The following is a 26,667-nucleotide window of genomic DNA, read 5'->3' as shown; positions in this document are numbered from 1 at the left end:
GACAATATCATATCTTTATTTGACTTGATATTGTCTATCCTATTTTTATTTTTTCGCTACCGTCAATAAACTATTTATCTTCCATAGCCTTTCCAAGTTTGGTAAGTTTTAGTTCAACGGTTTGGTTGGGGGCAATTAGATTAAAAATAAACCAATAACTTAACAGCTAAACGTGTATATCAGTTAATCATCTTAGGCCTATGCGAGACCTAGTTATAATAAAACTAACTGCAACAGTACAACAAAGCGTTAATCAACCGTAGCAGACCTCGTCGATTCATCGACTTAGCCATCACTACCGTACTGAAGGTGAATAAAAAAAACAACAACACTAGCATGTAATCAGTTTATCGATTCCTTGTTTATGTTGTCTAATACTACTCTTACCTTCTCATACTTCATTTGTATCAGTCTTTTAGTTAAACAAGTTGCGGTCTCTTTTGAGACAAAAACTGGAGGTGCAATACAGTACCTAGCCACTGATACTGGCAGCCTCAAGGTTTATGGCGAAGGTAAACGGAAGGTCAAAAATCATGGTACTGACGGATGCGTAGAGTTTGAGAAAATTTGCATTTAGTATCCGACGCTGCACTCACAAAATAATCGCAGAAGAACTGAGTTTATCTCATGTTACGATACAGAAGTCCTTCTTAACTTTGTAAATCAAACACGCCGAAGAATTATCGAGATATCTGGTGATGGAGCTTATGATACAAGGAGTTGTCACAATACTATACGGGTTAAGCGAGCTGTTCCGCTAATCTCTACAAGAAAAAGCCACTCTCGATCTTAGCGGTAGTTTGCCAGAAGCTTTACGGCTTTAACAAAAAGTGAAAAAAGCGATATCGTTATTGCAAGCATTTACTCTCAAAAAGTACGATGTATAGAGTGAAGCAGTCGCTTGGTAGGAAGATATACATGAGAAATTACAATGCTCAGGTGGTTTGGTTATCTATCCGAATTACTTAACAAAGCCCTGTGATGTTCCTGACATTGGAAAATGTAATGCTTATCCGCACCAATGAATTGGCAACCAACAACATCCTATGAGGATTCTTCCAGGATATAGTAGAAAAGGCGTAATTCTTAACATATTGTTCTTGAAGTATTTTTATAATATGTATCAAGGTAAAGTCGAATAACTAAACATTTGGTACAGAAAAGTTCCAAGACTACATTATGAAATATTCGAAATACTTGGAACTATTATTTTTATATGTTCAGCAATCAGGAACGAGGGTGTAAGCGATAGTGATAGCTCTTCAATGATTTATTAACTTGAAATACTTCATATTCAAAATAAGCTTGCTCATCTAGGGATTGAGTGAACTTAACTATTTGTTCTGTATGAATGAGCAAAGAAATGGGCGCAACCTGGTGATTGTCATACTCATCGAAACAGTTGATAATGTGTGCTCTATCTAAATAAACAACATCTTGATTCTGTGTTGGAGTTTCTTCAATCAACTTTGTTTCAAACCCTGCCTTCTCAAGCTGCTCAAGCAACTCATAGAGTTTGTCTACATCACTCTTGCTCTTGATTGAACTATATTGCTGTACAATCCCATTTAAATATTTCTCGATTGACCCAAACTTGTTTTTCATTAAACAGATGGTTTTTAAATTCTTTTTGATAAGTGAATAGCGTTGCTCTTTCAATTTTGGTTTTAAGAAATCAATGAGGATTTTGTTGCGTTGCTCTTCTTTGACAAAGCTTTGAGACGCGCTGACTTTAAAGTAAAGATGAAGCAGTGCATTTTCAAAAGTAGATTTTAAAAGCTTGTAATATAATTGTTCTGACATTGTAAGCATTGATTATTTACTCATGCTGTTATTCTAACATATAAAAAGAAAAGCAAACTAACACTGCAACTAGTTTACTTTGCCCCCCATGAGTCACACGAAAACCAACTCTCTAGTCTTGATTGGTCAGCTAATACACAAGTGTTTTTCTAGTGAAGAGCCTCGTAGACCTTAGGATAGGGTGACCCGAAAAAAGGCTCAATGATACTAGGATTTCATTGTTTCTATTATCCTCACGATCTCGAAAGTTGTGTCCGATGGTATCGTTTTTTCGTTGAATATAACTATCCACTTTTTCTTTCAGAGCAGCGTTTTATACACTAGGGTTTTGTTATTTCGTTCTGGGAGGGATAGTAATGAAAGCTCGTATTGGAGTTATGTCAGAAGACCTCATTCGTAGGCACATGATTAGTGTGGCCGAAGGCAACATTAGTCATAGCAAGCATCTACCGACATTTTGGTTCACATCACTAGATGAAGTATCAAAGTTACTGTGTAATGAAAATATCGAGCTAATGCTCCTGATGAGTAGGGAAAAGCCTGAAAATCTAGCTGAACTTGCGGACATCAGCGGTCATAATACTCGTAAACTGTCACGTACACTCCACTTACTATCATCGAAAGGGTTTATCCAAATAGAGAAGAAAGACAATACTTCTCGTCCCGTCGCTTTATTTACTGACTTTGAAATTATTCTGGGCAAAGAATTAGAGGATACACTGCAAGAAAGATATTGTGCATGATGTCTATCACTTGTTACTGCGGCGTATGCCGCTTAAAAAGCACAGCTTTATGCTGTGCAACCTCAAATAGGGGTTATTCTTAATACTTTCCGTCTAGGTCAACCTGCTCGTCACCAATGCTCTCTTCCAGCTGCTCTGTGAGGGCTTCAGTTACTTCAAACTACCATACCTGTGTTTGGTAGAGATATCGTAATCGAGCAAGTCAATAACCCCATCTAGCGCAACGTCACGATCATGTTAGTCGGCTTGCTCGTTATCACTTTTTTAGCCTTAACCTCGCTCTTCATATAAGCCTCACTCATAAAAATGCCTGCCGTAGTTACGGAGCACACTAACACTTTTGCTAGCCTCAACGATGTTGCCAAATCAAAGCACCTCAACTAAAAACTAACAATTTCAAATTGTTAATAACAACTAAGATTTAGACACTAAAAGTTAGTGTCTAAATCTTAGTGCCGAAAAATCAAACAACACGTCCAATCATTGTCCTGTTCAAAAGCACCCTTCAAGTACCTTGAGTAGAAATGCTTAGCGCATATGCTCACTTATCTAATCCAAATAATCCATGTACCATGCATGAAGTAGTCAATCAATCTTAAGGCCATGATAGTTTGAAGTTTTACGTTGTTTCTGACCTACACCTGGACACTCACGGAATACGCCGCGATTTTTGGCATGAGTTCGATAAAGAAGCCACGTTGGTTGTTGCTGGTGACACGGCAAACGGTCTATTAGGCATAGCATACGTAAAGAATGTACTTTGCCGCCACTTTAAGGCGGTCATCATGGTTGCTGGAAACCATGAATGGTATAGCAATAAGAGTAAATCCTACCGATATACAAGTGAGTGCGAATCTAATACTAACTCTGGTTCTCTCAACGTTTCTAAGAATTCAGTATTAGCAAAGCTTAAGGCTCATAGCGATACCACTGAAAACCTGTTCTTTTTGAACAATGAGTCGATTGAATTGAACGGATTCACTATCTTCGGTGGAACCCTTTGGTTTCCCATTCACACCTATTCGGTCGAGCTTGTAAATGTATATTCTGAGTTGATGAACGACGCTAAGTTTATTGACAGCTCTATAATTGAAGAGCAGTACAAAGCATTCGTCAATAACCTCCCTGAGAAAGTAGATCTTGTTGTTTCACATCATCTTCCTTCTAAAGAAGCTTTCGCGACAGAAGAAAATGCCAATAGTGTTTATGCCCCCTACTACCATGCAGGGTTGAGTAATGAGTTGATCTCAAAAGCGAGGTTCTGGGTTGCAGGGCATCAACATGATGCTGTAGAGAAAGTGATCGCAGGCGGTAGTACCACATTCATTTCTAATCCCAAGGGTTCTGTACGCTTAACTAGTGGATTACTTACTAATAAAGCTTATTACCTATAAGAGCTAGCCAGCAAGAAACTTTGGTATCTGAAAGCCCGCTAGGGCCTTCTCACTGTGATCATTGCCCTTGTGAAGCAACCAAACAGAAATGATGCATAGATCCATCACCTCACAGCCCCAACACTATCATTCACATAGAAATCACTCTAAACACTTTTACGCGCATAAAAATGTCAAAACTATCTCTTTTAAGCGCAAAAAAATGTTACATCTTGCATTTAATTGCGCATTTTTGTGTAATATACACTCAACCAGATAAGCACTTTAACTGAGGTGGCTAGATGAAACGAACACTACTTGAAAACCTACTCGCCTGGAAAGACAAGCCGACAAGGAAGCCTTTGCTGATTGACGGTGCTAGACAAACTGGTAAAACATTCTTATTACAGGAGCTATTAGGAAGTACATTCGAAAATGTCATAAGAATCGATTTCCTAGAAAGCCCTGAGTTAATTGAAGCTTTTTCAGGCTCTCTAAACCCTGATGACGTCATCACCAACATTGAACTATTAACAGGAGAAATCTTCGAGCCATCAACAGATCTTCTTATTTTAGATGAAATTGGTGAATGTCCAAGAGCGGTCACCTCTCTTAAGTACTTTGCAGAAAAGGCTCCCAAAGCTTATGTTGCTGCTAGTGGTTCAAATATCGGATTGCTCACGTCCTTTCCCGTTGGAAAAGTTGAGCAACACAATTTAAGGCCACTGACTTTCAGGGAGTTCTTGTGGGCATCTGGAGAAAAAGCACTGCAAAAAGCGTTTGACCAAAAGCTGAATTCTCCAGCAGCTCATACAAAATTAATCGAACTACTGACCGACTATTATTTTGTTGGCGGCATGCCTGAAGCCGTAAACTCATGGTTCGAAAACTCAGAACTCAGTATTATTGAACGCATTGAAGCCGTGTCTGAAGTCCATAGGAACTTAATTGAGGGCTACATGCGTGATTTCGGAAAGTACTCTGGAAAAGTGGATGCACAGCTCATCGAATCTGTATTTCGAAGCATTCCCGCTCAACTATCTTCGGTATTCGACGACTCCGTTAAACGGTTTAAATTCAAGGGAGTTCACGAACGCAAGTCTCGCTATGCTGAGTATGAAAGTGCGATCACATGGCTTCACAAGTGTCGGCTTGCTTTAAAAAATCATCCTATTGAAGGACAGCCTCGTTCTCCTTTAGCTGCTTATCAGAAGGAAAATACGGTTAAACTGTTTCTCTTTGATGTAGGGCTATTGAACCATATGCTCGGCACTGGTTACCGTGAAATCAAACAGCAAGGCTATGAATACAAGGGATATATCGCCGAAAACTATGTTCAACAGGAAATCGCTGCGCTAGGTATTGAACCAAGCTTCTCTTGGGGAGACGCAAGAGCAGAGATAGAGTTCATTATCGCTGATGACCTAGGTCGAATCGTACCTGTAGAAGTAAAAAGCGGTAAGCGAACCCGTGCGAAATCATTGCAATCCTACATCGAGAAGTGTAAGCCCCACAAGACAATCAAACTTACAGGTACTCAAGGCTCTCCAGCAACAGAGAGAGAACACATCGTGATGCCGCTTTACTACACAGAATACTTACTTGATCACCTCAGAGATCTAGATAAAAGCTAAATGAGTAAGAAAATACTCATTAACATCTAAGAATCAATGTTATGAGTAATTTTTTACTCATAACATTAATAACTAATTCATAAGCTTTAGAGGATCTGATAAAGCGAGGCTGCTATGAATAAAATTGCTCCAGAAAAAAGAGAGTCTGTAGAAGAGGTCATAGGTCGTTTAAGGGCCAATCGAGATGCACCTCACGAGATATCAGAGAGCCATGTCGTTAATACATCACCCAAAACTTCAATAAGTCAGAGAGTCTCAAAAATCTCCCCCTCCACTCGTCCATCAGAACGCAAAACCGAGGTAAACAAAATCATCAAACACTTATTGCTTGGAGAGCTAACACAAGGCCAAGCGTTGAAAAGTTTACGCATTAAGATACTGGGACTCAAACAGGATGTGTTTGCAAGACTTATCGATGTCTCAAGAAAAACACTCTCAGATATAGAGAATGATCGGGGCAGCTACAATACAGAGATTCTCAATAAGGTATTCAAACCATTTGGCTTAAAAGTCGGACTACTCCCTTCTTCTTCCGATGCGTTAAAATCGCTATTAATGGATGGTGAGGCTGGGTAAAATACTCAGTATCAGCGCTATTGCTTTAGATTAAATTGCTATAACAAACTAGCATTTTTAAATAATTCAGGAATACATGGACGCGGGTTCAGTTCCTTTTGAAGCAGGAAATTGATGTAACATTTGATGCAACACCAAATTGGTAACATCGTTATAAGTTACTGAATTTATGAAAAGTTAGAAACCATTTCAACTCCCGCCAGCCCACCAAACGTTTGGAAAAGGCCACCTTCGGGTGGCCTTTTTTGTATCAACAATCATATTGTCTTCTTTTCTCAGTCACTCATGCTACCTGATGACTTATCACAAGCATTACTGCGTAACTTTACAACCTATGCTAATTTAAAAACTCGTTGAGTCGCTCATAAGTACAACACCAACCACACATGAGAATTCAAAAGTACTCATTAAAAGGTAGAAAGTGTGTACTTACTATATGCTTTTCAATTTAAAGTTTTCTAAGCTTTTGGGATATCAGGTACCTCATCCGGTTACAGAGCACATGCAGGTTTTGTAGATCTCTTCAATACAATAAAGTTGCAGCATACATCGCTGGTTATTCGAAAAAGAACATAAAAGCACCAAAGATAATACACTGCGTAGGTCATAGTTTAGGTGGTGCTCTTGCTTCATTAGCACCTGATTGAGTAAGTAAAATAGTCTCTTCAATTTTGACCTTACTACGAATTTCAGGTTTGGTTCGTATAACCCAACAAAAAATGCGAAGCTATTTAAGCTTCGCATTTTTATTATGGATTAGAATTATTAGAAATATTAGAATCTATATTCCACACCTAAAGATGCTTGTTTAAAGTCTGTATTTGTATTCGCACCATCAAATACATTTTCTGCGTTCAGTTCCACATCGTACCAAGTGTATTCTGCGTTAACTAAAAAGTTATCCGTTACTTTGAAGCCCACACCGGCACCAGCAAATACACCTTCGTCATCTTTGTTTCCATGGAATCCAGCAACGTTATAATCTGTCGAATACCACATTTGGCCACCTTTCGCGTACACATCCACTCTATCGGTGATTGGAGCCGTCACTTTCAATGCTGCGGTATAACCATCCGTCTCTGCATTAGCCAAGTTGTTACCATAGCTACCAAAATCAATGTAGCCACCTTCCAACGCTAAGTAACGGTTAAAGCGATACCCCACCAATGCTTGCATTGCATCGCTGTCGTCATCGAAATCATCTTGTCCATCAACTTTTAAATAACCGTAGTTCGCACCTACATAAACGCCATGATCTTTGGAGTCCGCTGCGTAAGATAAAGTACTAAACGTTGCTAGAGAAAATAGACCAACCAGAGTAACAACATTGCTTTTCATTTCGTTCTCCTAAATTAACTGATTATCGAAAGTTCCAATCATAAATAGCAAAAGCAATGCCAATATTAAATTAATGAGAAACTATTTTATTTAATAATATTCTGACAATTAGCTAAAAACACTCGTACAAAAAACAAAATACAGGCTATTTATTTACCTTACACAAACAATATAAATGTAGGATAAATATAACTAGTGAAAAAGCTTCTCGCTAATTTGTAGTTTTTTCAAAATAAAAATACACAGCGTGAATATTCTTGAGTTGTTAAATAGTCATTGAAATATCGCGTTGCGTGTTTACTAGAAAGGAAGACAATCACACATCCGTCGTGCCTTGCTTTGCTTAAAAGCACAAATCCTCTACTCTGTGCCGAAGCAAATTCAATGGAATTGAAAGAATGATAAAAGGCAGTGAGTACCCTTCCATTCGTGCGTTGAGGACTTTTGTTGCTGTGGCTAACTATCTCAGCTTTTCTAAAGCCGCCGATGACCTGTGCGTAACACAAGGAGCGGTCAGTAAACAGATGGCATCTTTAGAGCAACTCGTTGGGCTTCCTCTCATTCATCGAGGGTTAAACGGCGTGGAGCTAACAGAGGAAGGAAAGCGCTATTTACCCCAAATAACAGAAGCTCTGGAGCTCATTCAGCAGGCAACCGCCAGCCTAATTCAGACCAATACCGATCAAGAGCTGTTGGTTGTCGATGTCACACCCTCGTTTGCCAGTCTTTGGCTGGTGCCAAATATCGATGATTTCCACCAGCGCCATCCAAATATTCGCGTGAAAATTCTTACCGGAGATGGCGCAGTTAAAAACATTCATGGCGAAAGTGATCTGCATGTGCGGTGTTTGCCTCTTTCGACTCATTATGAATATAGCCAGCTCTTATGTGAGGAAACCTTGTTGCTGATTGGCAACACCAACCTACCAGAGCTGTCAGACAACCAAGCCATCAGCCATTACCCATTTATTCCGCAAACGACTCGCCCGCAACTGTGGGAGCAGTTCAAACAGGAGAACGGTTTAGAGTGCCCAATCACCTATCACTCCGTCGGGTTTGAGCATTTTTATTTGGCGTGTGAAGCCGTGAGAATGGAGAAGGGCTTGGCTTTGCTGCCCGATTTTATGGCGCAATTTTCTATTTTACGTGGTGACATCCAACATATTGGGAATCTAAAGCTTCACAGCGGCTATGGCTATTATGTGGTGATCCCAAACTTCCGGTTAACGTCAAGAAAAGTGGCACTTTTTCATGACTGGTTAAAAGACAAACTTACCCATCATACATAAAGCTACCGATATGAAACCAGTACAAATATGAAGATTGTGCAGAGCCTATCACCTGCCGCGCCTCAAATGTAAGTATGGTTAAATTTGTGGCATTCTCATCCATACTATTTGAAAAGGATAAATGGATAGTAGGATATGGACAGCAACACGCCAAGACTCTCTTTACGTACCATTGAGCCGACCGATTACCCAGAGTTAGCGGAATTAATGGACCTCGTTTTTCCTGATGTGGGCGGATCATGGCCACGCCTGACCATCATGGATCTCATTCATCAGTTTCCCGATGGACAAATCTGTATTGAGGATAACGGCAAAATTGTCGGCGCTGCGCTGACGATCAAAGTGGACTACAACCGATTTTCACTTCCTCACCTGTACACTGACATCATCACCGAAAATAACGTCATTCAGAACCAAGTGACAGGCGATGCCATGTATGGCCTAGATGTGTTTGTTCACCCTGATTACCGTGGGCTTCGCTTGGGCCGACGTCTTTACGACGCGCGCAAAGAGTTGTGCCGCAGCAAAAACTTTAAAGCAATACTAGCCGGTGGCCGCATTCCGAATTACCACCAATACGCGGATGAACTGAGCGTTGCAGAGTACATCGACAAAGTAAAACGCCGCGAATTGCACGACCCGATCCTCTCATTCCAGCTTGCGAATGACTTTGATGTTAAACGCATCATGCGTGGCTATTTGCCAGAAGATAACGCCTCAAAAGGCTACGCCACGTTGCTAGAGTGGGATAATTTTTTCTACGAGGAAGACATTCAATCCGTTCACGACATCGAGAAAACCTTGATTCGCATTGGCGTGGTGCAATGGCAAATGCGCGCGATGAACGATTTGGAAGACTTGCTCGATCAAGCCGAGTTTTTTATCTCCTCTCTGGCCAACTACAAAGCCGACTTTGCTTTGTTTCCTGAGTTCTTCAATGCTCCGTTGATGGGATTGCAAAACGATCAAAACTCGGTTGAAGCTATTCGCTTTCTTGCTAGCTTTACAGAAGAGATCAAAAACCGTTTCTCGCAAATGGCGGTCACTTACAACATCAATATCATTGCTGGCAGTATGCCGCTCATCGAAGATGGCAAGCTCTACAACGTAGCGTACTTACTGCAACGCGATGGGGAAATTAACGCTCAGTACAAAATCCACATCACGCCACACGAACAAAAAGACTGGGTAATTGATGGCGGTGATAATGTACAAGTGTTCGAAACCGATGCTGGTAAGGTCGGCATTCTGATTTGTTACGACAGCGAGTTCCCTGAGTTGGGTCGTATGCTCGCCGAACAAGGTGCGCAAATTATCTTTGTGCCATTCTGGACCGATACCAAAAACGGCTATCAACGTGTGCGGATCTGTTCTCAATCTCGCGCGATCGAAAACGAGTGTTATGTGGCGATTGGCGGCAGTGTCGGCAACTTACCGCGCGTGGACAACGTGGACATTCAATATGCTCAATCAGCGGTGTTCTCACCTTCAGACATTTATTTCCCCCACGACGCCACATTGACGGAAGCCAGCGCGAATACGGAAATGATCATCTTTGCCGATGTTGACTTAACCAAGCTGAAACAGCTCAACACCGAAGGCTCGGTAACGAACTTACGCCATCGACGCCTCGATTTGTACGGTGCGTTCACAACACCAAAAGAGTAGCCTGAGACCTAAGCCATAGTAATGACCGCTCGCCGTCGTGAATCGAACGGCGAGCGGAATCCAGCGCAACAGCGCATCAGGTAAACACAATTATCAGAGGTATGTCAGTTTTTCTCGGGAATGAGAAACAAGAATTGACCAAAGAAAACAACAGGAGTATCACTCCAATTTCCTTCCGATTTTATTAGAGGAAAGCATTTGGAACACATTAACGCTTTACTCATCTCCATGAAGCCTCTGCTGGAGCAGTACGGCTACCTTGCGCTTATTGTCAGCATCTTTTTTGAAGGTATTGGCATTCCCATGCCTGGGCAATCTTTGATGATCGCAGCATCAATTCTGGCCTCAGAACAAGTCATGAATCTGAGTATGGTTATGGTTATATCTTGGCTCAGCTGCTTTTTGGGCAATACTTGTGGTTACTTACTTGGTTACTACTTTGAAGGATGGCTAGATAAAAAAGGTTACATATCTGGCCCTAAAATGCAGAAGCTCCAAATCACCATTCAAAAATATGGCCCTGCTTGTTTGGTGGTCAGCCGATTTATTGAAGGGATGAAGCAATTTATGCCTCTGGCGTGTGGGATAGCAAAAATGCCACGCAGAGAGTTTTTACTCGGCAACGCACTCGCTGCCACCATTTGGGTTTTGGTGTTCAGTTTACTTACGCATTTTGCATTTGAGCACCTCAGCGCACTCAGCCATTTATATAGCCACTACAAATACGCAATCTGGGCGAGCGCCGCGGTTGTGTTCGCATTGATGCTCCTAGGCTTGCTTAAGCGAAAAAAAGCAAAATCGTCGCTATAAATGCACTTTCAATAAAGGCTCTTGGTATCAGTAAGATAGATGCCATGAGCTTTTTTCTTTCATCCAAATACAAAAATTACGCAGCCATTTAGACGTCTAGACGTTGACAATAAAAGTCGGTGAGATTAGTCTGCTCACTTCTCTTATTATTATCTTTGTCGTTTACATGTCCGGTTCCCAACAAACTACTAAAACAGTTGCACCGTCTGCGGTCGCACTGATCCCATTGATCGTATTCCTTGCGCTATTTATTGGCGTAGGCACGTACTTATCTTTGCAAGGCGTTGAATTTGCCTTCTACCAGCTGCCAGCACCAATTGCGGTATTACCAGCCATCATCATTGCGTTTCTTCTCAGCAAAGAGAAACTTAACCGCTCTATCGAACATTTTATGCGTGGTGTTGGTCATCAAGACATCATCGCAATGTGCATGATCTACTTGCTTGCAGGTGCGTTTGCTGCCGTTGCAAAGGCTTCTGGCGGTGTCGATGCTACCGTAAATTTAGGTCTATCTGCCATTCCGACCAGCATGATTTTGCCTGGTATTTTCATGATCTCAGCCTTCATTGCGACAGCGATGGGCACTTCGATGGGCACCATCGCTGCCGTTGCACCTGTGGCTTTGGGCATTGCTCAATCTGCAGGTATGAGCTTGCCATTAACCGCTGGTGTTGTGCTCAGCGGCGCGATGTTTGGTGATAACCTTTCTATCATCTCTGACACCACCATCGCGGCAACACGCTCTCAGGGCTGTGAAATGAAGGACAAGTTCAAAGAGAACATCCGCATTGCACTGCCTGCAGCACTGGTTGCTATGGGTATTTTTGCCTTCAACAGCACTGCGACTCAAGTGCCAGAGACTGGCCCAATTGAATGGTTAAAAGTGCTACCGTACGTCACCATTTTGATTTTGGCGGTTTCAGGGCTTAACGTATTTGTTGTGCTGACTATCGGTATTTTACTGGCGGGTGGCGTAAGCTTGGTTTCGATTGACGACTACGGTCTAACGAACCTAGCGCAAGACGTGTACAGCGGTTTTGGCAACATGCAGGAAATCTTCCTACTATCGATGCTGATTGGTGGTCTGAGTGAGTTGATGCGTCGTCAAGGCGGTCTTGCTTTCCTAACCAACTTAGTGAGCAGCATGATCCACGCGTTTGGCTCTAGCCATTCAAAACACGCGAACAGCCGCGCAAGTGAGCTAGGTATCGCGGGCTTGGTTTCTATGGTGAATGGTTGCACGGCAAATAATACGGTCGCCATCATCGTATCGGGTAGCGTGGCGCGCCAGTTGGCGGAAGAGAACAATGTCTCTCCTCGTCGCTCAGCAAGCTTGTTGGATATTTTCTCGTGCGTGGTACAAGGCATTTTGCCCTACGGCGCGCAAGTATTGTTGCTAGGCTCAGTATTTAACCTTTCTCCATTAGAAGTGGTTGCCAACTCTTACTACTGTTTCGCGCTGGCAATTGCAGCCATTGTGGCGGTGTTTATCAAACACCCAGCACGCCAACCCGCAGTACAAACCGAAAACTAACGACAAATACCGAAAAGGCTCCGATGGAGCCTTTTTGCTTTCCGTTCTTCTTTATTTTCCTTGCTTCAAACAGATTCACTTTAAAACTGAACGCAAACTTTGCGCACTGTGTAAAGGAATCGCGAAGCAATGCGCCACATCGCGTAGAGCTTCCACCTGAGCCGCGTTACTGATTGCTAATTCGCCTGCCACATCGAAGTGGTTATTCTCAACCCCCACTCTCACATCGAATCCAAGTAACATCGCACTCGCTAAACAGTCTTGCTCTCGCGCACCAAAAGCACAAATGGCACATCGAATTTCTTCCTCGTCAAAACGCGCCAAATTCAAACCTCGTAAATCCCATGGCGAAGACTGTTGAGTTTGGTGATAACGCCCTAACACCACTAATGCATGCTGATACGTTTTAGGTAACACGCCCGCATCGCGTAGTTGGAAATAACGTTCAATGTCGGTTGTATCGTAGAGAATAATTTGGCTCACGATGCTGTTCTCTGCCAACCAATGGAAAAAGACATGCCCTTCTTTCTCACTTGCGCGATCGGGTATTAACTCCCTCAATGCGAAAGAAGCCGCTTCAGGTTTCACAGCTTTGACTAACGCCCTCTGTTGTGGCGGAGAATATAAACCCACCGCTTCTGTGGTGAGCTGAACCATCATGGTTTCTCCCACCGCTTCTTTCACGGCATGGTAAATTGCCATGTTGTCGTCGATGTCTAATGAATGACGTCCGTTGGCGTCTCTAGCATGCAAATGGATCATGGCAGCCCCTGCCGTTTGACAAGCGATAGCCTCTGCAACCAGTTCGTCTTTTGTCATGGGTAAGTTGGCGTAATCGTGCTTAGTTTTTCTAGCACCGTTTGGGGCCACGAGAATGGCGATAGGTTCTCGCAAATATTGGTTTGCTACTTCCATGTCTCCGCCACCTCTTTTAACGTCAGTGAGAGTTTGCCAACTAGTTCATCAATATGATGAGACTGAATAATGAATGGCGGTGCGAGCAAAATATGGTGCCCATTAACGCCATCAATCGTCCCGCCCATTGGGTAGCACATTAAGCCATTTTCCATTGCTCGCTGTTTGATGCGTTTGTCTGCCAATGTGGCTTTACTCAGAGGCGCCTTGCTTTCTTTATCCGCCACCAGCTCAATGCCAAAAAACAAGCCTTTACCACGAATGTCGCCAATGTACGGTAAATGGGCCAATGCAGAAGTAAGCTCATTACGCAGCAAAGCACTTTGCCGATTAACCGCCGTTAATAAGTCATCTTGGAAGATGGTTTGAATGGTTGCCACGGCAGCAGCGCACGCCACAGGGTGCGCCATAAAAGTATGACCATGCTGGAAAAAACCGCTTCCATCAGCAATAGCTTGATAGACTCGATCATTCGCAACCACCGCGCCAATAGGTTGATAACCCGCACCAAGCCCTTTAGCCATACAAACCAGATCGGGCTCTGCCTCTTCTTGCTCAAACGTAAAAAAACTACCACTTCGCCCAACGCCACACATGACTTCATCCAAGATCAATAACACATCGTATTGGTCGCATATTTCGCGAATACGTTTGAAGTAACCTTGAGTCGCAGGCACAGCTCCAGCGGTGGCTCCCACAATAGGCTCGGCGACAAAAGCCATGACATTCTCAGCCCCCAGCTCAAGAATTTTTGCCTCTAGTTCATTCGCCGCTCGCAATGAGTAATCCAATTCCGACTCATGACTCTGCTGATAACGATAAGCATAGCAAGGGGCAATGTGATGACTCGGATGCAAGATAGGTTTGAACGGTTCACGTCGCCATTCATTACCACCGACCGCCAGAGCTCCCAACGTATTGCCGTGATAACTTTGCTGACGCGCGATGAATTGCTTTTTCTCTGGCTTACCTGATTCCACAAAATACTGCCGCGCCATTTTTAGTGCCGACTCCACCGCTTCTGATCCGCCACTGACTAAATACACATGGTTGAACTGCTCAGGCATATGCTGACAAATCAATTCCGCTAGTCGCTCACTGCTGTCACTAGTAAAAAATCCAGTATGAGCAAACGGCACTCGCTCGAGCTGTTCCAACATAGCTTTTTTAACGGCTTGATGACTGTGGCCAAGGTTTGATACCGCAGCGCCGCCACAAGCATCGAGATACTGTTTCCCTTGTTTATCGAATAGATAAACACCTTCACCTTTATCGATGATTGGCAGCGTGGCATGGCAATGACGGTGAAATACGTAAGACATTTGAGTCCCTTCCAATGTATAAGATTTGCACACATCATCAGGAACAAACCCAAACGCGACAAGGGAATAAATTTCACCCACCATGAGCTTTTGGAATACCACAACCCCAAAACACTAAAGCTTTTGATATTTAAACAATAAAACAAAAACTGGCCAGCTTTTTAAAGGCTGGCCTATAGGTAACCAAAAGCTAAAAAAGAGTCGTTTTACGCGTTTAGTGCCTGTTCTAAATCGGCTAGGATATCGTCAATATGCTCAATACCCACAGATAAACGAATCATCTCTGGTGACACACCAGCTTGTTTTTGTTCTGCTTCGCTCAACTGACGATGAGTCGTCGATGCTGGATGGCAAGCCAATGATTTTGCATCGCCAATGTTCACTAAACGCTTAAAGATTTTCAGAGCGTCATAAAAGCGCACTCCGGCTTCATAACCGTCTTTTAAACCAAACGACAAAATCGCAGAAGGCTTACCTTTCATATATTTTTCGGCGAGGTTGAAGTGTGCTGAACTTGGCAAGCCGGCGTAACTCACCCAACTGACTTTGTCATGCTGTTCCAAGAATTCAGCCACTTTGAGTGCATTATCAGTATGGCGTTCCATACGCAGCGGTAACGTTTCTAGCCCTTGCATAAGCATAAATGCATTCATCGGTGATAATGCCGAACCGGTATTACGCAATGGTACGGTACGCGCGCGCCCGATAAATGCCGCCTCACCAAACGCTTCGGTATACACGACTCCGTGGTAAGAAGGTTCTGGTTGGTTGAAAACGGGAAAACGGCCTTTGTGCTGCGCCCAAGGGAATTTACCGGAATCTACAATCACGCCACCCAATGTGGTGCCATGCCCACCAACGTATTTAGTGAGCGAGTGAACTACGATATCCGCACCGAACTCGATGGGTTTGCACAGCACTGGTGTCGCGACGGTGTTATCCACAATCACAGGTACGCCTTGTGCGTGAGCAAGCTCCGCTACGCGTTCTAAATCAATGATATTACCGGCTGGGTTGCCAATGCTCTCGCAGTACACCGCTTTGGTATTTTCATCAATTAACTCGGCCAAACTTTCTGGCTTGTCATCTTTGGTAAACTTCACTTGAATACCTTGATTTGGCAGCATGTGCGCAAACAAGGTGTAAGTACCGCCATAAAGTTGCGGCGTAGAAACGATGTTATCGCCTGCTTGCGCTAAGGTCAGAATCGCATAGTTAATCGCTGCACTCCCCGCACTCACGACCAATCCAGCAATGCCGCCTTCTAACGCCGCCATGCGTTTTTCCAGAACATCGTTAGTCGGATTCATGATGCGAGTGTAGATATTACCCGGCACTTCCAAGTTAAACAGATCAGCGCCGTGCTGCGCGTTATCAAACTCGTACGCGACCGTTTGATAAATCGGCGTCGCGACAGATTTAGTGGTAGGGTCAGTTTCGTAACCAAAATGGATGGATAGCGTTTCGTCTTTCATGTTCTTCCTTGAGCGTCATCGAGATAAATCGTGGACTTATCATGCCGACTTTTTAACCACAGAACCTCGTTATGGGTCACATTGCCCAAGCCCAGAAACGTTTATGAAATGGGAAAAGGTAACATTTTTGATATTCATCGATAGGTATAACTTGCGCTTGATTGAAAGTCTTTAATCTTGTTGATAATCCTCCTTCAATATGAACTAAAGTGAATGTGACCTATTGAGTTCTCAAACTCATTGAGATGGGAGCAATAGGCAAAAAACTTACTCTGTATGGAGATGACCGATGAACAAAAACTGGATCCCCATTGCCCTATCTGGGCTTGCTTTAACGGGGTGTTTTTCTGAAGAAGCGAAAGAAGTAGAAGCCGTCGCCGAGCCACTCAAAGTAACCGCCGCAGACAAAATTTATTATGGTGGCGACATCCTAACCATGGCAGGCGATAAGCCAGAGTACGCCGAAGCCGTCGCGACATTAGGCGAGAAAATCATTTATGTCGGCAGCAAAGATGGAGCGATGGAACACAAGTTCGGTAAAACACAGTTGGTCGACTTAAAAGGCAAAACTATGTTGCCTGGCTTTGTTGATCCGCACAGTCATGTGTATGGTGTTGGTCTGCAAGCCATGGTCGCAAACGTGCTGCCATCTCCTGATGGCGAAGCCGATACCGTTGCGAAAATCATCGAAACTCTGAAAAATGCCGAGAACAATAATACGCAACGCCTATTCATTGAGAAAACCGGATGGATTTTAGGTTTTGGTTACGACGACGCCCAACTGGATTACTACCCTACCAAAGCGGATCTCGATAAAGTCAGCACAGATAAGCCTGTATTGATCATCCATACTTCGGGGCATTTGAGTGTCGCAAACAGTAAAGCGTTAGAGCTAGCAGGCATTACATCAGAATCGGAAGATCCAAAAGGTGGCATTATCCGCCGAATGGAAAACAGCCAAGAACCCAATGGGGTCCTAGAAGAAAACGCGCACTTTGCAATGCTGTTCAACCTCAATAAGTTGATTGATTCTGAACTTCAAGATCGCATGTTAGAAGCCTCGCAAGGTTTGTACGCGAAATATGGCTATACCACAGCTCAAGAAGGACGAGCAACATCAGAAGGTTATGAAGCGATGAAACGCGCGTCGAAAAACGACAAGCTGATGATCGACTTGGTTGCGTACGCCGATATGGTATCGAGCAGTGATTTTATGGACTCGGAATACAACACGCCAGAGTACACAAACCATTTCCGCATCGGTGGCGTAAAGCTGAACTTTGATGGCTCTCCACAAGGTAAAACGGCATGGCTAAGTCAGCCTTACTTCCACCCGCCACATGGACAAGATAAAGACTACGCTGGCTACCCAACCTTTGAAGATCAACAAGCTTACGATTACGTAGAAACGGCCTTTAAAAATGAATGGCAAGTGCTGACGCATGCCAATGGTGACGCAGCGATCGAGCAATTTATTAATGCAGTGACCAAAGCAAATGAAAAGCTAGGAAAACAAGACCGCCGACCTGTACTCATTCACGGCCAAACCATGCGCCAAGACCAAGTGGATCGCTTAGCGGCGCAAGGCATCTTCCCTTCTCTATTCCCAATGCATACTTTTTATTGGGGTGACTGGCATGTGGACTCGGTACTCGGCCATCCTCGTGCCGATTTCATTTCACCAACTCAAGCGGTGAGAAAGGCAGGGTTAAAGTTCAGTACTCACCATGACGCACCTGTTGCGCTGCCAAGTTCATTCCGAGTATTGGATGCGACCGTCAATCGCACCACCAGAACTGATAAAGTACTGGGTGCAGATCAGTGCGTTGACACGTACACCGCTCTGCAAGCCATGACCATTTGGCCAGCTTACCAACACTTTGAGGAGTCGTATAAGGGTTCTATCGAAGTGGGTAAGAATGCGGATTTAATCATCCTCGATAACAACCCGATGAAGATTGAACCTAAGGCACTAAAAGACCTAAACGTGGAAGAAACCATCAGCAGAGGTCAATCGGTTTATCAACGACAGTAATCCAAAATAAAACACCGCCGTTATCGAGGCGGTGTTTTCTATCTGACTCACCAAGCACTTTATCTATTTGCTCGCCACTAGCTTCACTAACCAAGTAGGAAACTTTTCGTATTTAAGAATAAACCACACCTAAGCAAAGGCGGATTAATCAAAATCAGAAGGTCGTTTTGAGGGCGGCTTTAACAGCCTGATTCAACTTACTTAGCACCAATTCAAACACCCAACGAATAAAGGAATAAGTAAATTTGATCGCGATATTTGCACCTTTCCCCGCAAATACCAACATGTGGCCAAGTAAACCTTTTACGCGTTCAGAAAATTCGCTAGAGAGTTCTGAAATTTTGACGATTGAACGAGCAATCGCGTCATATATAGTAGCAATAGCAGAACCTACATTTTGCAGGGCAAAGACTGACGCCGCAGCCCCACCATCAACTAACAATGTAAGGAGCGCTGCCGAGATTTTATCTGCCCAATCAGCAGAAGGTGTGGCTTGAAGTCGATTCTCATAGTTTAAAACGACGCGTTTAAAAGTGGAGCTTGCCTTTTGAAAGCCAAGGCTATCCCAGGTTGCAGTCTGTGTATAAGAACTGTACTCCGCCATAAGATGTGCGCTAGGAAAAAGACCTTGAGCACGATTCAATATGTACTCCGAACCATCATAAGGCACATGATAAAAAGGCCATACTGGCGCTTTTGTTACGGGGTCCGCACCATTGACACAACGGAAGTGCATCGATATCCGAGATGATGAGTTGATCGAAAAAGATTTCATTCCGACTCTTGGTGAGCCAAAAGTATATAAGTTAACTCTGCCTTTAAACTCTGGAGAAGCAGAAATCCAATTCGCAACCAGAATCGCTAATGCACCACCTAAACTGTGTCCAACACAATGTATAGTACCGTTAGCGGTTACCGGATTATCACGAAGAAAACGAGTTAGACCTTTTCTCATAGAATAGAACGTAGTTTGGAATCCCGAATGGACGGTCTCTCCGGTATCTGTTCCTTTCCCACTACACGTCAAGTCAGTAATCCCATCAGCTAATCCTGCTGTACCTCTAAAAGCTAAGACAAGGTCATTTTTATAACGCTGACTTTTTCCCTTTCCTAGCAGAGCAAACCCGGTTTCAGGGCGAAAGAAAAAACCACCACTTGTGCCTGTAATCATGTCCTTGAAAGAGAAGTCATTGCGAAGAGCAAGGGGAACTTCTAAATCCTCTAAATTCTGCTTTATGGAGTAAGCAGCTAACGCCAAATAACTGGCCTGTTTTGGAGAAATTTCACTCATAACTAATCAACTATATCCTTTTTTGCAATGTAAGTATCAGAGTCTTCGTCGTACAAATAAGTGGTGACTCTGTCGTTGCTCCAATCACAAATCGAGTAAACAGATATAGGTAAACCTTTTTCGGGAGCGATCTCCACTTCATGAATACGCTCGATATTGGTTAACTCACAATTAATATCCGAGAGCATTGAAAGCAATGGTTTTCTTCCATCTGGTGGCACCCAAACACCCCAAACTTTCTTTTGATCACCCTGCCAATTGAGATAAATTTTTTGATGCACGTTCAAACTCCCGCCAAATATGTCTCCGGGAGCTCGTGACCGAACAGTAACGCCAGGAAAGAAAAACTCACCTAGTTCATTGGTTTGGGCTTCATCTTTTAGCGTTTTTCCTTTTTTATATCCTTCATAAAAAAGTTCTCGATGAACCGTTAGCCCAACTTGTGGTTTACCATCAAGCTTAATAACACCACGTACTTCTGGTGACATTTCCACATCGTATTCTTTAAACGGCCAAAACATTGCACTTGCTCCTACCGAAAATAGAGCTAGGACCAATATAAGCGAGTTTTTTTTAGCCATAGCCTTTCTCTATCCATTAGTTATTTTCTAGGATGATATGGAAAAAGATGAGTAAGAGAGAGAAGTTAATAAAGTGAAGATAATTTGTGGGAAGTGGCTCAAGATAATATGTAATTAAGACATTTATTTTTATTATTTCTTAAACACTTAAATCATCGTCGTGACTCAATCTGCTTCAAAAGCCACTCTCTAAATCGCTCAGTTGACTGGCTTCTTGTATTCATGATCAAGTAATACCCAGCATTGGCAGGAATGGGGGCGAATGGAGAAACCAAACGTTTCGTCGTCAATTCATCCTCAATCAACGCCATGCGTGCCATCGCGATCCCGACTCCAGCTTCCGCCGCGGACATCGCCATGTCTGTTCGATTGAAAAAGTGACCGACATCGGTTTTAAAATCGAATCCCATTGCCGAAGCCCAATACAACCACTCATAGTCACGTGTCGCTTTTTCCCACGGCATCGCGTCGTGCAACAACGTAGCCGCTTGCCATTGATTCGCAGACATCGACGATGTTTGATCACCAAAAGGAGTTTTTAGCCATCGATGATCCTCAAGGTATTTCGGGCTCATCACTGGCAGCAATTGTTCATCGAGAATCAACTCGGCATCATGGTCTCGATAAGGGTGAAGACCGTAGTCAATGGCGACGTCATAGTCTTTCAAATCGCTGTTGACTAGCGCTCCTTCCGCAAAGATCTGCACTTGTATTTCTGGGTTCTCTAGTTGAAAGCTTTCGAGTTTAGGAACTAGCCACTTAAAGGCGAATGAGGGAGTGAGCTTCAAGCGAACCTCATTGATATGCTTTTCTACTCTCAGATCATCAAGCAACTTGCCTAACTCAGAGAAATGCAACTGCGTGGCTTGTTGCAGTTGTATTCCCTTTTCGGTGAGGCGGATCCCTCGAGAGTGGCGTTCAAAAAGAGTAAAACCTAACAACTCTTCTAAGTGGATTATTTGTTGGCTTACAGCCCCTGTCGTAAGGTGTAGATGCTTAGCAGCGCCCGTAAAACTGGCATGTGCCGCCACTTGGTTAAACAACCATAAACCACTTATCACGTTACTTCTCATCACTAAGCCTATAGTTTTTCTAAACGCTGTATGTAATTTATATCGATTGTTAATAAAAGGTAAAGAAAAGAAACTAACCGCTACTGATAAATGTGTGGAGTACCTCAATGGAAGTCATCGTATTAGGCAGCGGTGTTATCGGTTTAACCTCTGCTTGGTATTTATCTCAAGCAGGCTATCAAGTCACGGTCATCGATCGCCAACCAAGCAGCGCGATGGAAACAAGCTTTGCCAATGCAGGACAAATTTCTTATGGCTACTCATCCCCATGGGCAGCTCCGGGTATCCCGCTCAAGGCGATCAAATGGCTGATGGAAGAACACGCTCCACTAAAAATAAAGCCGTCGCTCAGCACAGACATGATCAGTTGGGCAAGCAAGATGGTTGCGAACTGCACCTTGCCTCGCTATCAAATCAACAAAGCTCGCATGCTGTCTATCGCCAACCACAGCCGAGCTTGCTTAGAACAATTACGTAATGAGCACGCGATTGAATACCAAGGACGCCAGTTTGGTACCTTGCAAGTGTTCCGCACAACTCAACAGTTAACCGCAATCGAAAAAGACCTCAAGCTGCTTGAGCAAAGTGGTACTCGATTTGAGTTGATGGACGTTGAACAGTGCCTTCGACAAGAACCCGGTTTAGCGCTGGTCAAAGATAAAATCGTAGGCGGGTTGTATTTGCCTGATGATGAAACAGGTGACTGCTTTCAGTTTTGCCAACAGCTGACAGAACTTGCAAAAGCGCATGGTGTCACGTTTAAATTCAATACCGAAGTGAGTAATTGGGTTACTGTAGGCAAAAAGATCATAGGTGTCCAAACGAACCACGGTTTGTTTAAGGCCGACCAATTTGTCGTTGCTTCTGGTAGCTTTTCCACTGCGCTTTTAAAGCAGCTCGATATTGATATTCCAGTGTATCCGGTTAAAGGATATTCACTGACGCTACCGATAGAAAATGAAGAATACGCACCGCGCTCTACTGTCATGGATGAGACTTACAAAGTCGCTATGACTCGATTTGATGACCGCATACGAGTGGCTGGCACCGCTGAGCTTGCCGGTTTCGACCCATCCTTGCCACAAAAGCGCAAAAACACGATTGAGATGGTGGTTCGCGATTTGTTCCCTCGCGGCGGTGATTTCAGCCAAGCAGAATTCTGGACAGGATTTCGCCCAATGACGCCAGATGGCACACCAATCATAGGTGCAACGCCATACGACAACCTCTTTACTAATACCGGGCATGGGACGTTAGGGTGGACAATGGCATGTGGTTCAGGGCACTTATTAGCCAATATCATGACTGGTGAAAAAGCCAAAATCATGGAGAACTCAGAGCTCAACTTACTTCGTTACGCGTAAATAATCGCACAAAAATCAAACAGACCTTTATTCCACATACTGCATAGTAGTTAGCATTTTTAACTCATCGAATATGCAGCACATTAAAATGACAACGTGCTGCATATTTAATCAAACCAATAAATTCCCCATCTAATTGCGCACAATAATCAACTAGAACCAAATTTTAACAACACCAAGCCATTCTGTGCCCACCATCACGCTATAAACGATTTATAGACAAAAAAGTTAACAATTGCATTACAAAAAGGGTAATGTGTTGTTTGAAAAATAACCACAAACACAACTAACAGGGAAAATACTCATGCAGTCATTAGTTGATTTTCTGAATGGAATTATCTGGAGCCCAGTACTGATCTACCTGTGTCTTGGGGCGGGTTTGTTCTATTCGATCATGACACGCTTTGTGCAGATTCGTCATTTCTTTGAGATGTGGCGCTTGCTACTTTCGGGCAAAAGTTCAACCAAGGGGATCTCATCATTTCAGGCGCTTGCCGTTTCGCTATCTGGCCGTGTAGGTACAGGTAACATTGCCGGTGTTGCTGCGGCTATCGGCTTTGGTGGCCCTGGCGCCGTATTCTGGATGTGGGTTGTTGCCTTCTTTGGCGCTGCAACAGCATATGCAGAATCCACTCTCGCTCAAATCTACAAAGAAGAAGATGAAGGTGAATTCCGTGGCGGCCCTGCTTACTACATCGAAAAGGCAATGGGGCAAAAATGGTACGCATGGATCTTTGCTATCTCGACCATCTTTGCGTGTGGTGTGCTACTTCCTGGCGTTCAATCCAACAGTATTGGTAACGCGGTAGAAGCAGCATTTGGCTCTGGTGACATGATCGAAACCGCTATTGGTACCTTCAGTTTTGCTAAAATTTTCACTGGTACGGTTGTCTGTGTCATTCTTGCCTTCATCATCTTTGGTGGCGTAAAGCGTATTGCGAACTTCACTCAGATCGTTGTGCCATTCATGGCATTGGCGTACATCATCACCGCTTTCGTTATCATTCTTCTAAACATCGGTGAAATCCCACGCATTATCGGCATGATCCTAGGAGACGCGTTCACTCCTATGGCTGGTGTTGGTGCTGCCATTGGTTGGGGTGTTAAACGTGGTGTTTACTCAAATGAAGCAGGCCAAGGTACCGGCCCTCACGCAGCAGCGGCAGCAAGCGTTGATCATCCTGCACAGCAAGGTCTGGTTCAATCATTCTCAATCTACATCGATACACTACTAGTATGTTCGGCAACTGCGTTTATGATTCTTATCACAGGTGCGTACAACGTACACGGTGCGGTTGAAGGTGCATTCCTTGTGCAAAACCTACCAGCCGATATTGGGGCCAATGGTCCAGTATTCACGCAAATGGCGATTGAAAGTGCTCTGCCTGGAGTTGGTAAACCGTTCATCGCTGTTGCACTGTTCTTCTTCGCATTCACCACGATCTTGGCTTACTACTACATCGCAGAAACAAACATTGCCTACATTCGCCGTACCTTTAAAGTGAACGGTCTGATGTTTATCTTAAAACTGGTACTTATCTCAGCCGTGTTTTACGGTACAGTAAAAACCGCAAACCTAGCATGGGCGATGGGTGATGTTGGCGTAGGTTTGATGGCTTGGCTGAACATCGTGGGTATCTTGATCATCTTCTTTATGTCGAAGCCTGCTCTGAAAGCGCTGACCGACTACGAAGAGCAACAGAAGCAAGGTGTCACAGAGTTTACGTTCAACCCAGTTGCGCTAGGTATCAAAGGTGCAGATTACTGGGAAGAGAAATACAAACGTAAAACGGGTCAAGCACCAACGACTGAAACTACCGCAACAGACACGGTAGAACAGCCTTCGACCTAAGTTTCTTTCCTTAAAAATAAGAAAAAGCAGTGGTCCGTTCTTCGGACACAACAAAGGGGTTAACCAGTGGTTAACCCCTTTTTATATCAGTCAGATTTGAAATCTTACTTGGTCGGATACACTTGCTTCCAATCGTTTTTCATATCAGCGATTAACCAACCTTTCGCTTTCGCTTCATCCAATCCTTTATCTAGCTTACCAATGCTAGAGGTGCGGTCATATTTCCACTCACGTTGGTCATCCGTGTGATGAACGTACATTGCTAAACGAGGACCAGTACCTGACGTCGTCCATTGCAGCATTTGTAGGTCACCATCTGAGTTGCCAAACGAAGCTATTGGGCGCTTACCAATGTGCTGATAAATTTGCTGTGGTTTTTCCGCTTTGTCGTTATTCACTTCAATGCCCGGTACGCGCTTAACTTGGTAACTACCATCAACATTAACGAACTCTGTAGATAGACGAGTACCAATGATACGCTCGGATGGGATGTTGTAGACATCCGTCGCCCAAGCTCGCATAAAGGCATTGCCACCACCAGATACAATGAAGTTTTTAAAGCCGTTGCTATCAAGATAGTCCAACAGTTCTAACATTGGTTGATACACCATATCGGTGTATGGGCGACCCGTTACGGGGTGCTTAGCCGTACTTATCCAAGCTTGCACAATAGACGTGAACTCATCGCTGCTCATTCCTGAATGCGTTTTTTGCACCATGGTTAGAACATCTTCTAAGCTCAGCTTATCTATCTGCCCGCTTAACACCAGTGAGTATGGTTTAGTCGTCTTCCAATCAGGGTGGCTAGCCGCTTGCTCTTTAATTTGGTCGAGCATAAACAAGATTTGGAAGTACATCGGCTTTTCTGACCATAACGTTCCGTCGTTATCAAAAGTGGCAATACGATCTTGAGGAGCAACAAAATTGGGAGAGTTAGCGTCAGTAACATCACTGACAAATTGGATAATTGCTTGTTTGGTTTGACCGTCGTTCCACGAAGGCAATGGGTCACTATTTTGCGCCAAAAGCGGAAATGAAATCACCGCGACAGCGAGCGTAAAAACATTCAAGAGGTAATTTTTCATCAGTTGTAAACTCTTTATATAGGGGAGTTTAATAATGGAGCATTCTCGAAGAAAAAATTCGCCCTTGGTCACAACAATGTCTTATTCGGAATATTCCTACTTGAAAGCCCAAAAGATTCATAAAATTCAATGAAATAAAAAAGCGGACCTATTGGCCCGCTTTTTCAATGAGTTCGATTTAACGCTTAAGCTGCGACTGCTTCAACTTTACGAGCGATTTTTGCTTTACCTACAGGTAGAACTTCACGACCAAATTCGTTGTTTAGCACTTGCGCCATTGCGAAGTAAATTGCGCTTGCGCCACAGAAGATACCTTCGAAGCCAGCGATAGCACCGATAACTTCGCTACCAGTGAAATCACGAGCAGCAAGCAAGAAGAACAGGATAGTTAGAGAACCAAATACCACCTGCTTCGCTGTTGGGTAACATAGAGAGCCAATGAACATGAAACCAGTGAAGATACCCCAAAGTGCTAGGTACCAACCCATAAAGCTTGCTGGGCTCGCAGGAAGACCCATGTGAGGCATTACGATTAAACCAACCAATGTTAGCCAAAATAGACCGTAAGAAGTAAACGCAGTTGTCCCGAACGTGTCGCCGCGTTTAAAGCACATGATGCCAACGATTACTTGGCTAAGGCCACCGTAAAAGATGCCCATCGCTAGAATCATAGAGTCAAGTGGGAAAAATCCTGCGTTATGAATGTTCAGCAGAATAGTGGTCATACCGAAACCCATCAGACCTAGCGGTGCTGGGTTAGCCAGTTTTGTCGACATGTACAAATACCTTTTTTCAAAAATGTTGATAAAAAATGCGCGCGAATTTTAATGGACACCCAATCAAAAGAGAAAAGCCGTTATTGAAAACTTAGATTCCACAAATAAGCAACAGCACAAATAAAAAAAG

The 26,667-nt window shown here is 43.6% G+C and carries 20 protein-coding genes and 2 pseudogenes; 12 read left to right on the top strand and 10 right to left on the bottom strand.

Annotated elements, in window-relative coordinates; all coding sequences use genetic code 11:
- Nucleotides 1-205: 205 nt before the first annotated feature.
- Nucleotides 206-942: pseudogene (locus BIW15_RS25360) on the top strand (IS5/IS1182 family transposase); the annotation flags it as partial.
- Nucleotides 943-1,227: 285 nt separating this feature from the next.
- On the opposite strand, the gene BIW15_RS22535 reads toward BIW15_RS25360, so the two are convergent.
- Nucleotides 1,228-1,803: a DUF2913 family protein gene (locus BIW15_RS22535; RefSeq protein ID WP_069516267.1), complete on the bottom strand. Its 576-nt coding sequence runs from the start codon at nucleotides 1,801-1,803 to the stop codon at nucleotides 1,228-1,230.
- Nucleotides 1,804-2,159: 356 nt separating this feature from the next.
- Between BIW15_RS22535 and BIW15_RS22530 the strand changes: the two genes are divergently transcribed.
- The 4 genes and pseudogenes from BIW15_RS22530 to BIW15_RS25480 form a co-directional block, all read left to right on the top strand.
- Nucleotides 2,160-2,546, top strand: a complete 387-nt coding sequence (locus BIW15_RS22530; protein ID WP_077281649.1) for a transcriptional regulator — start codon at nucleotides 2,160-2,162, stop codon at nucleotides 2,544-2,546.
- 611 nt (nucleotides 2,547-3,157) lie between these two features.
- Nucleotides 3,158-3,940 (top strand): metallophosphoesterase, encoded by a 783-nt coding sequence (locus tag BIW15_RS22525; RefSeq protein ID WP_025624126.1) that lies wholly within the window; start codon nucleotides 3,158-3,160, stop codon nucleotides 3,938-3,940.
- 281 nt (nucleotides 3,941-4,221) lie between these two features.
- Entirely contained in the window at nucleotides 4,222-5,553 is a 1,332-nt protein-coding gene (locus tag BIW15_RS22520) for an ATP-binding protein (RefSeq protein ID WP_025624125.1), read from the top strand.
- 282 nt (nucleotides 5,554-5,835) lie between these two features.
- Nucleotides 5,836-6,129, top strand: a pseudogene (locus BIW15_RS25480) (helix-turn-helix transcriptional regulator); the annotation flags it as partial.
- 774 nt (nucleotides 6,130-6,903) lie between these two features.
- Here BIW15_RS25480 and BIW15_RS22505 read toward each other — a convergent pair.
- Entirely contained in the window at nucleotides 6,904-7,467 is a 564-nt protein-coding gene (locus BIW15_RS22505; RefSeq protein ID WP_005455971.1) for a porin family protein, read from the bottom strand.
- Nucleotides 7,468-7,865: 398 nt separating this feature from the next.
- Between BIW15_RS22505 and BIW15_RS22500 the strand changes: the two genes are divergently transcribed.
- The 4 genes from BIW15_RS22500 to BIW15_RS22485 all read left to right on the top strand — a co-directional run bounded on the left by BIW15_RS22500 (nucleotide 7,866) and on the right by BIW15_RS22485 (nucleotide 12,768).
- On the top strand, nucleotides 7,866-8,756 hold the full coding sequence (locus BIW15_RS22500; protein WP_023623232.1) for a LysR family transcriptional regulator: 891 nt from the start codon (nucleotides 7,866-7,868) through the stop codon (nucleotides 8,754-8,756).
- Nucleotides 8,757-8,891: 135 nt separating this feature from the next.
- Nucleotides 8,892-10,424, top strand: coding sequence for a bifunctional GNAT family N-acetyltransferase/carbon-nitrogen hydrolase family protein (locus BIW15_RS22495; protein ID WP_005464264.1), 1,533 nt, complete (start codon nucleotides 8,892-8,894; stop codon nucleotides 10,422-10,424).
- A 222-nt stretch (nucleotides 10,425-10,646) separates the two neighbouring features.
- On the top strand, nucleotides 10,647-11,234 hold the full coding sequence (locus BIW15_RS22490) for a DedA family protein (RefSeq protein ID WP_031791282.1): 588 nt from the start codon (nucleotides 10,647-10,649) through the stop codon (nucleotides 11,232-11,234).
- A 166-nt stretch (nucleotides 11,235-11,400) separates the two neighbouring features.
- Nucleotides 11,401-12,768, top strand: a complete 1,368-nt coding sequence (locus BIW15_RS22485; RefSeq protein WP_005464256.1) for a Na+/H+ antiporter NhaC family protein — start codon at nucleotides 11,401-11,403, stop codon at nucleotides 12,766-12,768.
- Between the two features lie 75 nt (nucleotides 12,769-12,843).
- Here BIW15_RS22485 and BIW15_RS22480 read toward each other — a convergent pair whose 3' ends face one another.
- The 3 genes from BIW15_RS22480 to BIW15_RS22470 form a co-directional block, all read right to left on the bottom strand.
- Nucleotides 12,844-13,683 (bottom strand): 3-keto-5-aminohexanoate cleavage protein, encoded by an 840-nt coding sequence (locus BIW15_RS22480; protein WP_077281648.1) that lies wholly within the window; start codon nucleotides 13,681-13,683, stop codon nucleotides 12,844-12,846.
- Complete coding sequence (locus BIW15_RS22475) at nucleotides 13,674-15,005, bottom strand: aspartate aminotransferase family protein (RefSeq protein ID WP_077281647.1); 1,332 nt, start codon at nucleotides 15,003-15,005, stop codon at nucleotides 13,674-13,676. The genes BIW15_RS22480 and BIW15_RS22475 overlap by 10 nt, the downstream gene beginning before the upstream one ends.
- A 206-nt stretch (nucleotides 15,006-15,211) precedes the next feature.
- Nucleotides 15,212-16,480, bottom strand: coding sequence for an O-acetylhomoserine aminocarboxypropyltransferase/cysteine synthase family protein (locus BIW15_RS22470; protein WP_077281646.1), 1,269 nt, complete (start codon nucleotides 16,478-16,480; stop codon nucleotides 15,212-15,214).
- A gap of 289 nt (nucleotides 16,481-16,769) precedes the next feature.
- Between BIW15_RS22470 and BIW15_RS22465 the strand changes: the two genes are divergently transcribed.
- Nucleotides 16,770-18,515 carry an amidohydrolase gene (locus tag BIW15_RS22465; protein ID WP_077281645.1) on the top strand — a complete coding sequence of 582 codons (1,746 nt, stop codon included), beginning with the start codon at nucleotides 16,770-16,772 and terminating at the stop codon, nucleotides 18,513-18,515.
- 154 nt (nucleotides 18,516-18,669) lie between these two features.
- Here BIW15_RS22465 and BIW15_RS22455 read toward each other — a convergent pair whose 3' ends face one another.
- The 3 genes from BIW15_RS22455 to BIW15_RS22445 form a co-directional block, all read right to left on the bottom strand.
- A complete protein-coding gene (locus BIW15_RS22455; RefSeq protein ID WP_077281644.1) occupies nucleotides 18,670-19,806 on the bottom strand; it encodes a lipase family protein in 1,137 nt (378 codons plus the stop codon).
- A 2-nt stretch (nucleotides 19,807-19,808) separates the two neighbouring features.
- Nucleotides 19,809-20,387: a DUF6795 domain-containing protein gene (locus tag BIW15_RS22450; protein ID WP_077281643.1), complete on the bottom strand. Its 579-nt coding sequence runs from the start codon at nucleotides 20,385-20,387 to the stop codon at nucleotides 19,809-19,811.
- Nucleotides 20,388-20,539: 152 nt separating this feature from the next.
- A complete protein-coding gene (locus BIW15_RS22445; RefSeq protein WP_179115330.1) occupies nucleotides 20,540-21,460 on the bottom strand; it encodes a LysR substrate-binding domain-containing protein in 921 nt (306 codons plus the stop codon).
- A 107-nt stretch (nucleotides 21,461-21,567) separates the two neighbouring features.
- Here BIW15_RS22445 and BIW15_RS22440 point away from each other — a divergent pair, with 107 nt between their 5' ends.
- Both BIW15_RS22440 and BIW15_RS22435 read left to right on the top strand, forming a co-directional pair.
- Nucleotides 21,568-22,824, top strand: coding sequence for a D-amino acid dehydrogenase (locus tag BIW15_RS22440; protein WP_005483093.1), 1,257 nt, complete (start codon nucleotides 21,568-21,570; stop codon nucleotides 22,822-22,824).
- Between the two features lie 304 nt (nucleotides 22,825-23,128).
- The gene (locus BIW15_RS22435; RefSeq protein ID WP_005464242.1) at nucleotides 23,129-24,676 is read left to right on the top strand and encodes a sodium:alanine symporter family protein; all 1,548 of its coding nucleotides are present in this window, start codon (nucleotides 23,129-23,131) and stop codon (nucleotides 24,674-24,676) included.
- Between the two features lie 104 nt (nucleotides 24,677-24,780).
- Here BIW15_RS22435 and BIW15_RS22430 read toward each other — a convergent pair whose 3' ends face one another.
- Together BIW15_RS22430 and BIW15_RS22425 are read right to left on the bottom strand one after the other, a co-directional pair.
- Entirely contained in the window at nucleotides 24,781-25,761 is a 981-nt protein-coding gene (locus tag BIW15_RS22430; RefSeq protein WP_017448843.1) for an HAD family phosphatase, read from the bottom strand.
- A gap of 185 nt (nucleotides 25,762-25,946) precedes the next feature.
- Nucleotides 25,947-26,537, bottom strand: a complete 591-nt coding sequence (locus BIW15_RS22425) for a GPR1/FUN34/YaaH family transporter (RefSeq protein ID WP_005460258.1) — start codon at nucleotides 26,535-26,537, stop codon at nucleotides 25,947-25,949.
- Between the last annotated feature and the right edge of the window lie 130 nt (nucleotides 26,538-26,667).

The sequence above is a fragment of the Vibrio sp. SALL6 genome, from assembly GCF_002002385.1.
In the GTDB taxonomy this organism is placed as follows: domain Bacteria; phylum Pseudomonadota; class Gammaproteobacteria; order Enterobacterales; family Vibrionaceae; genus Vibrio; species Vibrio parahaemolyticus.
The sequence above is the reverse complement of the archived record's forward strand: the minus strand, read 5'-3'. Positions and strand labels throughout refer to the sequence as shown.

Bases quoted from the DNA above. Each gene is read 5' to 3' on its own strand.
- BIW15_RS22535 (WP_069516267.1), bottom strand. From the start codon at position 1,803: ATGTCAGAACAATTATATTACAAGCTTTTAAAATCTACTTTTGAAAAT.
- BIW15_RS22530 (WP_077281649.1), top strand. From the start codon at position 2,160: ATGAAAGCTCGTATTGGAGTTATGTCAGAAGACCTCATTCGTAGGCAC.
- BIW15_RS22520 (WP_025624125.1), top strand. From the start codon at position 4,222: ATGAAACGAACACTACTTGAAAACCTACTCGCCTGGAAAGACAAGCCG.
- BIW15_RS22505 (WP_005455971.1), bottom strand. From the start codon at position 7,467: ATGAAAAGCAATGTTGTTACTCTGGTTGGTCTATTTTCTCTAGCAACG.
- BIW15_RS22500 (WP_023623232.1), top strand. From the start codon at position 7,866: ATGATAAAAGGCAGTGAGTACCCTTCCATTCGTGCGTTGAGGACTTTT.
- BIW15_RS22495 (WP_005464264.1), top strand. From the start codon at position 8,892: ATGGACAGCAACACGCCAAGACTCTCTTTACGTACCATTGAGCCGACC.
- BIW15_RS22485 (WP_005464256.1), top strand. From the start codon at position 11,401: ATGTCCGGTTCCCAACAAACTACTAAAACAGTTGCACCGTCTGCGGTC.
- BIW15_RS22480 (WP_077281648.1), bottom strand. From the start codon at position 13,683: ATGGAAGTAGCAAACCAATATTTGCGAGAACCTATCGCCATTCTCGTG.
- BIW15_RS22475 (WP_077281647.1), bottom strand. From the start codon at position 15,005: ATGTCTTACGTATTTCACCGTCATTGCCATGCCACGCTGCCAATCATC.
- BIW15_RS22470 (WP_077281646.1), bottom strand. From the start codon at position 16,480: ATGAAAGACGAAACGCTATCCATCCATTTTGGTTACGAAACTGACCCT.
- BIW15_RS22465 (WP_077281645.1), top strand. From the start codon at position 16,770: ATGAACAAAAACTGGATCCCCATTGCCCTATCTGGGCTTGCTTTAACG.
- BIW15_RS22455 (WP_077281644.1), bottom strand. From the start codon at position 19,806: ATGAGTGAAATTTCTCCAAAACAGGCCAGTTATTTGGCGTTAGCTGCT.
- BIW15_RS22450 (WP_077281643.1), bottom strand. From the start codon at position 20,387: ATGGCTAAAAAAAACTCGCTTATATTGGTCCTAGCTCTATTTTCGGTA.
- BIW15_RS22445 (WP_179115330.1), bottom strand. From the start codon at position 21,460: ATGAGAAGTAACGTGATAAGTGGTTTATGGTTGTTTAACCAAGTGGCG.
- BIW15_RS22440 (WP_005483093.1), top strand. From the start codon at position 21,568: ATGGAAGTCATCGTATTAGGCAGCGGTGTTATCGGTTTAACCTCTGCT.
- BIW15_RS22435 (WP_005464242.1), top strand. From the start codon at position 23,129: ATGCAGTCATTAGTTGATTTTCTGAATGGAATTATCTGGAGCCCAGTA.
- BIW15_RS22430 (WP_017448843.1), bottom strand. From the start codon at position 25,761: ATGAAAAATTACCTCTTGAATGTTTTTACGCTCGCTGTCGCGGTGATT.
- BIW15_RS22425 (WP_005460258.1), bottom strand. From the start codon at position 26,537: ATGTCGACAAAACTGGCTAACCCAGCACCGCTAGGTCTGATGGGTTTC.